9 protein-coding genes, 3 tRNA genes and 5 pseudogenes are annotated in these 12,042 nt (G+C 45.8%); 16 read left to right on the top strand and 1 reads right to left on the bottom strand.

From position 1 onward, the window contains the following. The first annotated feature begins 285 nt into the window (after positions 1–285). The 6 genes from uvrY (at position 286) to PAT9B_RS07165 (ending at position 3,826) form a co-directional block, all read left to right on the top strand. A complete protein-coding gene (uvrY, locus tag PAT9B_RS07140) occupies positions 286–945 on the top strand; it encodes a UvrY/SirA/GacA family response regulator transcription factor (protein WP_013508586.1) in 660 nt (219 codons plus the stop codon). Beyond that, on the top strand, positions 938–2,770 hold the full coding sequence (gene uvrC / locus PAT9B_RS07145; protein ID WP_013508587.1) for an excinuclease ABC subunit UvrC: 1,833 nt from the start codon (positions 938–940) through the stop codon (positions 2,768–2,770). Before uvrY ends, uvrC begins: the two co-directional genes overlap by 8 nt. A 68-nt stretch (positions 2,771–2,838) precedes the next feature. Further along, positions 2,839–3,387 (top strand): CDP-diacylglycerol--glycerol-3-phosphate 3-phosphatidyltransferase, encoded by a 549-nt coding sequence (gene pgsA / locus PAT9B_RS07150; protein ID WP_013508588.1) that lies wholly within the window; start codon positions 2,839–2,841, stop codon positions 3,385–3,387. Between the two features lie 147 nt (positions 3,388–3,534). After that, positions 3,535–3,610: transfer RNA gene (locus tag PAT9B_RS07155), tRNA-Gly, on the top strand. A gap of 44 nt (positions 3,611–3,654) precedes the next feature. After that, a tRNA-Cys gene (locus PAT9B_RS07160) sits at positions 3,655–3,728 on the top strand. Positions 3,729–3,739: 11 nt separating this feature from the next. Next, positions 3,740–3,826, top strand: a tRNA-Leu gene (locus tag PAT9B_RS07165). A gap of 123 nt (positions 3,827–3,949) precedes the next feature. Here the strand turns inward: PAT9B_RS07165 and PAT9B_RS07170 are convergent. Next, positions 3,950–4,261 (bottom strand): annotated as a pseudogene (locus tag PAT9B_RS07170) (integrase); the annotation flags it as partial. A gap of 19 nt (positions 4,262–4,280) precedes the next feature. Between PAT9B_RS07170 and PAT9B_RS07175 the strand changes: the two are divergent. From PAT9B_RS07175 to PAT9B_RS07225, 10 genes and pseudogenes are all read left to right on the top strand, one after another. Beyond that, a pseudogene (locus PAT9B_RS07175) lies at positions 4,281–4,581 on the top strand (YmfL family putative regulatory protein); the annotation flags it as partial. A gap of 64 nt (positions 4,582–4,645) precedes the next feature. After that, positions 4,646–4,834, top strand: coding sequence for a hypothetical protein (locus PAT9B_RS07180; RefSeq protein ID WP_013508589.1), 189 nt, complete (start codon positions 4,646–4,648; stop codon positions 4,832–4,834). Between the two features lie 90 nt (positions 4,835–4,924). Then, positions 4,925–5,538: pseudogene (locus PAT9B_RS07185) on the top strand (ParB/RepB/Spo0J family partition protein); the annotation flags it as partial. A 289-nt stretch (positions 5,539–5,827) separates the two neighbouring features. Further along, complete coding sequence (locus PAT9B_RS07190) at positions 5,828–6,277, top strand: hypothetical protein (protein WP_013508590.1); 450 nt, start codon at positions 5,828–5,830, stop codon at positions 6,275–6,277. Positions 6,278–6,322: 45 nt separating this feature from the next. Next, on the top strand, positions 6,323–7,990 hold the full coding sequence (locus tag PAT9B_RS07195; RefSeq protein ID WP_190274644.1) for a M48 family metalloprotease: 1,668 nt from the start codon (positions 6,323–6,325) through the stop codon (positions 7,988–7,990). Positions 7,991–8,561: 571 nt separating this feature from the next. Beyond that, complete coding sequence (locus tag PAT9B_RS07200; RefSeq protein WP_013508592.1) at positions 8,562–9,041, top strand: hypothetical protein; 480 nt, start codon at positions 8,562–8,564, stop codon at positions 9,039–9,041. A gap of 132 nt (positions 9,042–9,173) precedes the next feature. After that, positions 9,174–9,494, top strand: coding sequence for a GrlR family regulatory protein (locus PAT9B_RS07205; RefSeq protein ID WP_013508593.1), 321 nt, complete (start codon positions 9,174–9,176; stop codon positions 9,492–9,494). A gap of 648 nt (positions 9,495–10,142) precedes the next feature. Then, a pseudogene (locus PAT9B_RS07215) lies at positions 10,143–10,494 on the top strand (HNH endonuclease). A 160-nt stretch (positions 10,495–10,654) separates the two neighbouring features. Beyond that, complete coding sequence (locus tag PAT9B_RS07220) at positions 10,655–11,128, top strand: phage terminase small subunit P27 family (protein WP_013508594.1); 474 nt, start codon at positions 10,655–10,657, stop codon at positions 11,126–11,128. Between the two features lie 3 nt (positions 11,129–11,131). Next, a pseudogene (locus tag PAT9B_RS07225) lies at positions 11,132–11,954 on the top strand (terminase large subunit domain-containing protein); the annotation flags it as partial. Between the last annotated feature and the right edge of the window lie 88 nt (positions 11,955–12,042).

A 12,042-nucleotide genomic window follows, 5' to 3' on the forward strand; every position in this document is an offset into this window, starting at 1 on the left:
TTATCGTCAATAAATAATGACGGAGACGATTATTTATTTTAAGCAAGGCACAAGAAAAGCGAAACGCTGCATAAATTATAACGTAATGATATTAATCATTATTTTACTTTCTTATTCTTGCGTGATATCGCGGATGACTTAAAATGGATGGTCCTTAACCTCTATTTGATGTGCGTCATTTACGCCTGGATTTATCTGCGTGAGCGATGTTTTTTCCCCGAGAAACCCGGTAAGATAAGCCTCTTGAAATATATTCCCCATCACTAACCTGCGGAGTACGTCCCGTTGATCAGCCTGCTTCTTGTTGATGACCATGAACTGGTACGCGTTGGCATTCGTCGCATACTGGAAGATATGAAGGGATTGGTAATTGCCGGGGAAGTGGCTTGTGGTGAGGATGCGGTTAAATGGTGCCGCAACAATCCGGTGGACGTGGTGCTGATGGACATGAACATGCCTGGCATTGGTGGCCTTGAAGCCACGCGTAAAATCATGCGCTACAACCCGGATATCCGCATCATCATGCTGACTATTCATACGGAAAATCCGTTACCCGCAAAGGTGATGCAAGCTGGCGCGGCGGGTTATCTGAGTAAGGGTGCTGCACCGCAAGAAGTGGTCAGCGCTATCCGCTCAGTGCACGCAGGGCAACGCTATATCGCTTCTGATATCGCCCAGCAGATGGCACTCAGCCAGATTGAGCCGCAGAAAGCCGAATCCCCCTTTAGCTGTTTGTCGGAAAGGGAATTGCAGATTATGCTGATGATCACGCGCGGGCAGAAAGTGACGGAGATTTCCGAACAACTTAGCCTCAGCCCGAAAACCGTTAACAGCTACCGTTATCGTATGTTCAGCAAGTTGAACATCAGTGGCGATGTGGAGTTAACGCATCTGGCCATACGACATGGTCTGTTTAATGCGGAGCCGTTAATCAGTAGTGAGTGACGTTTTCAACGCTAAAGCCTTTCTCAGCACCGTGACCAGTCAGCCCGGCGTCTATCGAATGTATGACGCGACAGGCACGGTGATCTATGTTGGTAAAGCCAAAGACCTCAAAAAGCGCCTGAGCAGCTATTTTCGCTCGCAGGTGGGAAGTCGCAAAACCGAAGCGCTGGTCAGCAACATTCAACAAATCGATGTCACGGTGACGCACACCGAGACGGAAGCGCTGTTGCTGGAGCATAACTACATCAAGCTGTATCAGCCGCGTTACAACGTGCTGTTGCGTGATGATAAATCTTATCCCTATATCTTTCTCAGTGGCGATAGCCATCCACGATTGGCCATGCATCGTGGGGCGAAGCATGCCAAAGGTGAATACTTCGGCCCATTTCCCAATGGTTATGCGGTGCGTGAAACGCTGGCGCTGTTGCAGAAAGTGTTCCCGATTCGCCAGTGTGAAAACAGTGTGTATCGCAATCGCTCGCGTCCCTGTCTGCAATATCAAATTGGCCGTTGTCTCGGTCCCTGTGTTGCCGGGCTGGTGACTGAAGAAGAGTATGCACAACAAACCGACTACGTGCGGCTGTTCCTGGCGGGCAAAGACGATCAGGTGCTGAATCAACTGGTCAAACGCATGGAAGCCGCCAGCCAGGCGTTGCGGTTTGAAGAAGCCGCGCGCTTACGTGATCAAATTCTGGCGGTGCGTCGTATCACGGAAAAACAGTTTGTGTCCAATCAGGGGGACGATCTGGATGTGATGGGCGTGGCCTACGATGCGGGTATGGCGTGTCTGCATGTCTTGTTTATTCGTCAGGGCAAAGTCCTGGGTAGCCGCAGTTACTTTCCCAAAGTCCCGGCGGACACTGAGCTGGCCGAAGTGGTACAAACGTTCCTCGGCCAGTTCTATTTGCAAGGCAGTGAAGCGCGCACCTTGCCGACAGATATTTTGCTGGATTTCAGCTTGCCGGAGCGCGAATTACTGGCGGAATCGCTCAGCGAGATGGCCGGGCGTAAAGTGAATATCCAAAGCAAGCCACGTGGTGATCGCGCCCGTTATCTTAAACTGGCGCGCACCAATGCGGCGACGGCACTGACGACGCGCTTGTCACAGCATTCGACCATTCAGCAGCGTCTGGCGGCACTGGCGACGTTCCTTGAACTGGACCAGATCAATCGGATGGAATGCTTTGACATCAGCCATACCATGGGTGAGCAAACCATCGCTTCCTGCGTGGTGTTCGATCGCAACGGTCCGTTACGGAGTGATTATCGACGCTACAACATCGAAGGCATTACGCCGGGCGATGATTACGCGGCGATGAATCAGGTATTACTTCGGCGCTATGGTAAAGCGCTGGATGAAGAGAAAATACCGGATGTGATCCTGATTGATGGCGGCAAGGGGCAACTGGCGCAGGCGAAACAGGTGTTTGCCGAGCTGGATGTGCCCTGGGATAAAGATCGTCCGATTCTGCTCGGTGTGGCGAAAGGCAGCGATCGTAAAGCAGGGTTAGAAACGCTGTTTTTCGAGGCGGAAGGAGAGGGGACATCGTTACCGCCGGATTCGCCTGCGCTGCATGTGATCCAACATATTCGTGATGATGCTCACAATCATGCAATCTCGGGCCATCGTAAAAAAAGGGCTAAAGTGAAGAACACCAGCGCCCTGGAAACTATCGAAGGCGTAGGGCCAAAACGACGCCAACAGCTGCTTAAGTATATGGGCGGCCTGCAGCCGCTGATGAATGCCAGTGTCGAAGAGATTGCCAAAGTGCCGGGCATTTCTTTCGCGCTGGCAGAAAAAATCTACTATTCCCTTAAACACTAACATTGAAACAGGGGGGGCAATGTAGGAACATACGTTAAATTCTACCCATACCAGACAGTTACTGGCATATGCAATTTAACATTCCGACATGTCTTACCCTGTTTCGAGTCGTCCTGATTCCTTTCTTTGTGCTGGCGTTCTATCTGCCATTTCACTGGGCGCCTTTCGTCACCGCGCTGATTTTTGTGGTAGCCGCAGTCACTGACTGGTTTGATGGTTTTCTGGCACGTCGTTGGAAGCAAACCACGCGGTTTGGTGCGTTCCTCGATCCGGTGGCGGATAAAGTGATGGTCGCGATAGCGCTGGTGTTGGTGGCGGAGTATTTCCACTCCTGGTGGATCACCCTACCAGCCGCCACCATGATCGCACGTGAGATCATTATTTCTGCCCTGCGTGAGTGGATGGCGGAAATTGGCAAGCGTAGCAGTGTGGCAGTCTCCTGGATTGGTAAAGTCAAAACCACCGCTCAGATGCTGTCGCTGGTGGCGTTGCTGTGGCGTCATGATGCTACCGTCGTCGGCGTTGGTGTGGTCGCGTTGTACATCGCGGCGGTGCTGACATTCTGGTCGATGTACCAATATTTGAACGCTGCGCGTGGCGATTTGTTCGAACGGTGATCGATGCGATTTAAAAAGCAGCAAACGGACGCACTGTGTGGATAATTTTATTGACTCATTGCGCCAGTTAAGTAGAATGCATCGCATCGAACGGCAGCGAGTTTGCTAAAAGCTGAATGAAATCAGTAAGTTCGATAATAATATAATGCGGGAATAGCTCAGTTGGTAGAGCACGACCTTGCCAAGGTCGGGGTCGCGAGTTCGAGTCTCGTTTCCCGCTCCAGATTTAGCACTCTGTTCAGTAACGGAATGCACATCAGATTGAAAGGCGCGTTGGCAGAGTGGCCATGCAGCGGATTGCAAATCCGTCCACCTCGGTTCGACTCCGGGACGCGCCTCCACTTTACACCCTGCCCGGGTGGTGAAATCGGTAGACACAAGGGATTTAAAATCCCTCGATCGTAAGGTCGTGCGGGTTCAAGTCCCGCCCCGGGCACCATATTGAATACCGATTCAAACCGAATAAAATCAAAGCAATAAGCAGTGATGTCGTGACCGCCCAAGGGCGGTTTTTTTGTTTTATCCCCGTGCTTCCTAATATCCCTTCCTAATATCCGTAGTTCTATTTTTGACCACCGACGACAGGGACAACTGCAATCTTGCGATTGTAGCGAGCTGTTTGCTCCACATTTTTATGCCCCGATATCGCCTGTTTCTCATATAAATTCCCATCCAAATCAGAAATGCCTTTTGCCTTAAGATCGTGGAAAGTGAAATCGAAGGTCATCTCTGGAAATTTTTCTTTTGCTTCCTTCTTCGCTTTTAGCCAGTGGCTGTTAAAGCCATCACGGGTATATTTCGCACCTGATGGCTGGTGGATCACATAAATGCTACTCATCCCTGATTTTAACGGCAGGGTTGATGCATCCCTGATAATTTTCTCAATACGCGGAGACCTGTCGGGCACGAATCTGCTGGTTGAATACTTTGCAGCCCGACGCGGTGCCCTTGCTGGTGGACATACGGAAATTCGAAGAACTGGACAGGGTCGAGCTGTTTAACAAATCGGTCAGGACGGCGGCACAGCGCGGCCATGTAGACCAAATTATTGAACTGGCGGTGGAAGACGGGGTGATTGATGCAGATGAAGCAGCAGAAATTATGGAACACCACCGCAGACATCTTGCTGCACGAGATGAGGAAGTGCGGTCGATTGTCACGGCATTCAGCCGAAGGAAACCCCAGAAAGGTTGACGCCCAAGATTGCAGTCCCGGGCGTCGATTTGCGAATAAATCACCGGCATGGAGAAGTAATCACATGGTCATTGTAAGCCAGAAAAAACCTTCAGAGCAATTCCTCTGCCGGATACTGGCTGGCGTATTGGTCTATGAGCAAAGAATAAACGCTGCTGGTGGAGCTAACAACTACCAGAAAGTCAGCGACAAGGTAGTTAAGGCTGCATGGAATGATTATTACCAGCAGCCGGAGAATCAGGGGGGAGCATGAATCCCTCTGATTTTATTCACAAACATATCGTTAAGGTATTAGTGGGTGAGGGATACCCTGAAGGCGTTGCCCAGCGCGGTGCACGTAAGGGAGTTGACAGAGCAGGGCGTGAAGATTATCGACGGCCATCACCGCTGGCATGGCGCGAAGCTGGCACAGGCAGCAGGTCATGAAATCCGCTTGGAGTGCAAAGACTTTGTAGGCGGTGAAGCCGATCGCATTGCCTTCATGGTAACAAGCAGCCAGGGCAGGGCATTAGAACCTTGGAACGTGCCGCCGCGTATCAGCGCATGATCAATCAGGGTTGGGAACCGGCAGAAATTGCCAGGAAAGTGAAGCGTTCACCCGCTGATGTGGATCACCACCTCCAGTTACTGACCGTGGGTGATGGCCTGCTTGCAATGGTTAAAACTGGCGAAGTTGCGGTGACGACCGCTGTAGCGCTGGTCCGGGAGCATTGAGCCAAAGCCGAGACGGTAGCCAAAACCCAGCTGGAGAAAGCCAAAGCCAGTGGCAAGAAGAAACTGACCCGTTCCGCTGCTATGCCGCAGTTCAGCGCAGTAAAAGCAAGGCGCTTGGCAGAATTGCTTTGTGAAGCTGAATATATTGGGATCAAAGATGGGAAAGCTGTGTTGCATCATGATGATAAATACACTCAGGAAATAATGACACTCCTCGCAGATTATCGTGGAGTAATATTGTAAAGTGGGTGTGGCGGAAAGCTCTACCTTCTAATCCAGTAATTCGCGCTAATGCATTAATGTTTATCTATTAGGATGCTAATTAATAATATTGTGTTGGTTTTTCGCACTGTGACTGAGGTGGGCATAGGATTTCATTAGCATCAGAGTCGTAGTAGATACATGATTTTTATAGTGTTACTGGCGGATTAAAGAATAACCCTTACCGAAGGGGTGAGGAATATTTATCCGGCTATACTAATCTTAAATGGAAATTAACCATGTCAATTAATTCATGTTTCTGAGGTATCTTATGAAAATAAAACCTAAAGATTTACTTGCTTGGGATATAGTGTCGGTTGTTCTTGATACGGTTGATCCCATGGAGAGGAAATATCTTAGTGATGTGATTTATAGTAGTATTAATGAAAAGCGTGTTAGTGATATTCCTGGTGCATTCGATACTTCTGAGGTGATTCAATATACATCGCAAAATTTATTCTTGGCTGTCAAGTATGTTTTAGGGATCGTTATTCCTATTTACCTAGATGGGTTTATTTCTTTGAGTTTAGAGGATTTAAAGGAAAGATATAAGCGGCGCAATCCTAAACCGGAGGAGAGTAAATATAATGTGAATCATACTCCAAAAGAAGTCGAAGAAATTATTCTTTCATACTGTGTGAAGAATAAAATAACAAAGGAGGTGGCTGAAAGTATTGCAAATGCTGTGTTGGTTAGTTTGTTCCTTACTAAACGAAGGTGATTTATGGATAGAATAAATCAGTTTTCATTTTATGATGAATCGAAAATGGGTGTGAACTACCTTATTTTTGCAATGTCTTTTATTACGTTCTCTAATAATGGACCTTTGACGATTTTATTTTATTTTGTTGGTTTTCGGGTTTCATTCTCACTATTGGGTCTTTTTGACCTGCTTTTTCTGTTCATCATAACGATAATAATAGTTGTCTATATGCAACTGAGTCGAGGTGTTAAATATAAGATTCAATCTTTTCCTTTAGATGAAAGGTCTTTTTTAAAGTATTGTGAAAGTGCATGTAAGGCAATAACAAGCAAGAGAATAAAAATACTTACAACTTCAACTATTGGACTCAACGCTTTTTACCACCTGACATCACTAAAATCCAGCATGGTTGTTGAAAAGGGTCTTTTATTGAGGTTTAAAAGGGGGGAGGACATTTCAGGAATTGTAGCTCATGAAAGCGCACATATCGAAAGGAAGGATTATTGGTATATCACATTCTTACTTAGTATGACTTATGCGTTTGTGTTTTTAAATCTAATGAAAATTGTAATTGTAGGGATTCATTATTGGGTGTTGTGGTTTGACAAAGCAGCAATACTTGACAGTTATATCGGGAAGGCACATTATCTCTTTCGCTCTATCCCTGATTTTCTTTATTATAACTTTAACAGCGCAATGTTAATTGTCGTGTTTTCATTGCTTGCACGGCACTTTATCCGCCTAAGGGAATTTCTCACCGATGAATTCGCTGCTCAGAGAGGATTTAGAGAGAGTATAATTAATCGGCTTTCACAAAATATTAAATCATCTAATAGCATATTATCTTTTCATCCTAGCGCAAAAGCAAGAAAAGATGCATTGTCTGATGGTTCTCTTTGGGAGAAAGCCGACTATGGATTTATTTTTTCTTCTACATTTTGTTTTTTGATTATTATTAATTTGCTTTATAGTAAGTTGGAAGTATATATTCCAGAGGTTAATGATGAGGATTTTTTTGATTTCTTTAGTGGAAGGTCTCTTTCTTTTTTTCCTTTAGTAATCTTAACGACTCTAGTGTTTGTTTTTTCCACCATGCTGATTTTGAATCATATCAATAGGTTTTCATCTACGTTAGTTTATAAAAAAAATAACCTGCAAGAGAACTCTCGGCAGATGATATTGTGTTTTATTTATGCGTTGTTAGGATGCACCTTATCTATTGTGTTCAATGGTAATGTGGTTGTGGAACTATTTTTATCATCAAAACATGAGGGTGGTGATAATGTTTTTAGCATGATGAGGGTTGGTTATTTATTCTTTTTTTATTATTCTTCACTGATAATCGTTACAGCTTTCGTTTCTTCATATTTCTATATGATGGTGGAAATAAGATCTTCAGTGTTGAGGTTTGGATATCTTTTTGTTTTGTGGTGGGTATTGTTTTGGTTGGTGGCAACGATGTTGAATTCGTTGTATGTATGGGTGGGGTATAATATACCTTATGCACCGTCATTTTACGAGGAAGTAACTAGGTTAATATTTCCTGAGGCATTGGAAATCCCTAAGAGTGAGTTTTTAAGAAATTCTCCACCTCTATTGGTTTTTGCTCCGATTTTTATTTTTATTTTATTGGTTTTTATTTTAATTGCGAAGCCTGCAAGGGCTAGCAATCGGATTATGCCTTATGGATTGAATGATCATTATATTAGTAGTTCGTCAAGGGTGAAATGATGGATGTTATTAATTCTTATGTGAAGATGTTTCTCAATTAACAGTGTTGGCGATGTCGTTAATTAAGTGTCTGTAGAGTGTCAATTTAGAAATGAAACTTTCTCTTTTTTGGTTTTTTCTCTTACCCTGATAGAAATGCACCTCGGGGTTTGCTTTTTTTTCGATTTTCTTAGCGAGGTTTTTTGTTTAATGTATTGAATTGCTGCCAATTATTCATACTGTGTAATGTAAGGCGCCCCGATGTGTGATTTTATTTTCAACTGACTATGGGTGTTTGGAATCAAGTTAATTATGATTGAATATTTTAGTTTTGGTGATTTACCGCATGAACTTGGATTTAACATTTCATTAGGTGCCTGTCGGATTGGCCTGCAAGCTAAACATTGCAGTTATGAAAGGAAAGTACAGGCACTTTTGGGGCGATTTTAGCAAGAGATGTTTTTCCCTTTTTATTACGCTATTATGAATTGTTGATGATTATTTGCAGATACCATTGGCAAAGGTTGGTCCCGTTCATTTGCAGATGATGGGACTGGACCGGATAACAACGAAACGGCATTGAGTAGTTAGTATGAATCAACTTTTAGTGATTGATGGTGTTTCTGTACGTCAGGATAAAGTGGGGCGTTACTGCCTTCTCGTGCTTGAGTCAGCTTCAAAGCTGCTGAATTTCTCAAGCTCATCAAAACTGGGCGCTTACCAAAAGATCCAACAGCATTACGGTATCCCCAATATGATGCCTGTATATGCCATTGACGCTCCAGCCGATGCAGCAGATGGATCAAGCCGCGCAAGTTTCTCACTTACCTCATCGCTGAAAACTCATGGCATTAAGTTAACGGCAAGCCAGGCATACAAGCTGCTGGAAAAGGTCGGTGTTGTTGAGCAAAAGGTGAGAGTGAGCCGATCAGCGCCTAGTGGCGTTAAAAACTTCTGGTCACTCACTGCCAAAGGCTACATGTACGGTAAAAACATGTCATTGCAGGGTAGTCAAAATCCATCCCAGTTCCGTGAGGATTGGGACAAAGCGACAGAAGACAGTCAGAAGTAATCATAAAAAGGCGTGCTGATAGTGCGCCTGATCATGGTTATTTAATTAACATCCCGATTCGTTAAGAAAGATGTTCACTCGGAAGATTCTTAGAGCTAATTTGTGAACTCTCTTGTCGAAAAGGAGGTTGTTATGAAAGATGGCCTGTATCACGTACATTTTAAAAGTAATCAACAGGACTTTGGGGCCGGAGTCGTCACCGTAAGGCAGGGTAAGGTTAATGGTGGAGATTTTGGATATTTTTATCAGGGTGATATCTCAGAAGATGCAGCCCTGTTAAAGGTTACAAGATTTAATGACCAGGTGACCTCAGTGTTTGGTCCGGTCAAAGAGTTCATGCTTGATTTGAAAGTGAAACCTGTAATGGGCTATCACATTTTGGATGGGCATATTCAGGGCAGACCTGATATGCAAATTCAGATACACACGCGATTACTATCTGATTTGGTCTAAAAACAATGCACAAACCGCCTTAAGGGCGGTTTTTTTGAATCCTCCGACAAGGGATAACAGTTAGCCACGCTGTGAACGTCGAAATCATCACGCACAGTGACTTTCGGATTGCTGTGCATTCACATACTACAGGGATGTTTGTTGAAAGAGAAAAAACAGCAAACGTTAAAAGATAAAATAGCCGCCCCGATGGACGGCTATTTTTACTTATAAAAATCAATCAATTTGCTTCGAAAAATGGATTTTTACTGAATTTTCTTGGTCATGATCATTATTAAATGTGCTGGTAACACCACTTGTTTTGTAGCTAAGGTTTTTACCTTCTTGAGTGTAACTCATACACACAGACGCATTATTATCATACGTAACCACACGATAGACCACACCATCTACAACCTTTTGCTGGTCAAAAATCAAACCTTCTTGATCAAAGATAAAACCACTTACGTTGTTATGTAGGGTAGATTTACTGTCTGCACCAATAGTTATTTTTGGTATTGAATTGTCCTTTTATAGTAAACGTTCATTTTTGAGTGCAAGAAGCATTCTAGGATAATTCCTAGCGATCTAATTAACAAATCATACTTCTCACGCTGTTTTCAGACATTTTATATGAAGAAAACATGAAAGATCATTAAGGGGTGATTAGTGCCAGGTTTAATTCCTCGCGCTTGTCGTAAGTGCGGCGGTCCCGGCACAACAACTAACCGTTCTGGTTATTGTGAAGCGCATCGACATGAAGGATGGCAGCTGCATCAGCAGGGCAAGAGCCTCCATGAGCGTGGCCTATGGCAGTCAGTGGGATATCAGACGTACCCGCATTCTGAGGCGGGATAATCAACTATGTCAGAGCTGCCTGTGGAATGGCCGCGCTGTTGAAGCGAAGATCGTCGATCACATCTTAGCCAAAGCACATGGGGGAACCGATGATGATTCGAACCTCGAAAGCCTGTGCTGGCCCTGCCATTGCGGTAAAACGTCACGCGAATGGCTCAAATGATATCGATTCTCAATTTCATCTGAGGTGAGGGGGGAGGGGCGGGTCAAATCTCTGGAGCCTTTCGCGCTCAGGACCGCCGCCTAGGTTTTTTTCGCACCGCCGCAGGTTAGAAAACTTTTTTTGGGGTTCCCCAATGAGTGATTAATAGGAGTTTTCGATTATGTCAGGACCGCCGAAGACCCCGACACGCCTGGCTTTAGTGAAAGGGAACCCATCGAAAAGGCCCATCAACAAAAATGAGCCAAAACCGCCTTTTGGGGTGCCCCTAACGCTGAAGCATTTCGACAAGATGGGGAAATACTGGTTTAAGCGCATTGGCGATGAACTTTCAGCTGTTGGTGTGATGACCACGCTGGACGGTAAAGCGCTGGAGCTATTGATCGAAGCCTATACCGAGTATCGCCAGCATTGCGAAATTTTGGCCGAAGAGGGTTACACCTACAAAACTGTTTCTGCCACGGGGGAAGATATCGTGAAGGCTCACCCGGCAGCAGTCATGAAGTCCGATGCGTGGAAACGCATACGGGCAATGCTCACTGAATTCGGCATGACCCCGGCCAGCCGCTCTAAAGTTGGAGCTAAAGGCCCGGCTGAGGTCGATCCTCTGGAAGAGTTTCTTAAAAAGCGCAAATGATGAATGGCAACTGTTCAGGCTGGTATTCAGTACGCAGAGCACGTGCTGTCTGGCAAGATTGTTGCTGGCGAACTGGTGCGCCTGGTGTGCCAGCGGTTTCTCAATGATTTAGAGCATGGGCCGGAACGCGGTATCTACTTCAGTGAGGACCGCGCCCAGCATATTCTCGACTTTTATAACTTTGTTCCTCGCGTCAAAGGTGCGCTGGCAGGTAAGCCAATAGAGCTTATGCCCTGGCACATCTTCATCCTGATAAATCTGTTTGGTTTCATCATTCCTCTGATTGATGAGGTCACAGGTGAGCAGGTGCCAGACGATGACGGCGATCCTGTCATCGTTCGCCGTTTTCGTACCGCTTATAACGAAGTGGCGCGTAAAAACGCCAAATCAACGGTTTCATCGGGTATCGGTCTCTATATGACTGGCGCTGATGGTGAGGGTGGAGCGGAAGTCTATTCCGCAGCAACAACCCGAAACCAGGCGCGCATCGTGTTTGATGATGCCAAAAAAATGATTAAGAAAGCGCCCTGGACACTGGGACGTCTCTTTGGTCACGTAAAGCTGAATATTCACCAGGAAAGAACGGCATCAAAGTTTGAGCCGCTTTCCAGCGATGCAAATAACTTGGATGGTCTTAACATTCACTGTGGGATAGTCGATGAGCTGCATGCTCACCGCATCCGTGACGTATGGGACGTGCTTGAAACGGCGACCGGTGCCCGTCTTCAGTCACTGCTGTTTGCCATCACTACAGCGGGAACCAACAAAGAGGGCATTTGCTTTGAGCAGCGCGATTACGCTATCAAAGTGCTGCGCGGCGTGGTGGATGACCGGCTCGACTGGAACGAACTGATGGTGCCGCGCCCGGCTGCAACAATGCTGGTCTCCACGGCTGACGGTTTCGCGCTGGTCGA

Origin of the sequence: Pantoea sp. At-9b (assembly GCF_000175935.2) — a bacterium.
In the GTDB taxonomy this organism is placed as follows: domain Bacteria; phylum Pseudomonadota; class Gammaproteobacteria; order Enterobacterales; family Enterobacteriaceae; genus Pantoea.

Excerpts from the sequence above, each read along its gene's own strand:
- pgsA (WP_013508588.1), top strand. The coding sequence starts at position 2,839 with ATGCAATTTAACATTCCGACATGTCTTACCCTGTTTCGAGTCGTCCTG.
- PAT9B_RS07180 (WP_013508589.1), top strand. The coding sequence starts at position 4,646 with ATGGTCATTGTAAGCCAGAAAAAACCTTCAGAGCAATTCCTCTGCCGG.
- PAT9B_RS07190 (WP_013508590.1), top strand. The coding sequence starts at position 5,828 with ATGAAAATAAAACCTAAAGATTTACTTGCTTGGGATATAGTGTCGGTT.
- PAT9B_RS07195 (WP_190274644.1), top strand. The coding sequence starts at position 6,323 with ATGGGTGTGAACTACCTTATTTTTGCAATGTCTTTTATTACGTTCTCT.
- PAT9B_RS07200 (WP_013508592.1), top strand. The coding sequence starts at position 8,562 with ATGAATCAACTTTTAGTGATTGATGGTGTTTCTGTACGTCAGGATAAA.
- PAT9B_RS07205 (WP_013508593.1), top strand. The coding sequence starts at position 9,174 with ATGAAAGATGGCCTGTATCACGTACATTTTAAAAGTAATCAACAGGAC.
- PAT9B_RS07220 (WP_013508594.1), top strand. The coding sequence starts at position 10,655 with ATGTCAGGACCGCCGAAGACCCCGACACGCCTGGCTTTAGTGAAAGGG.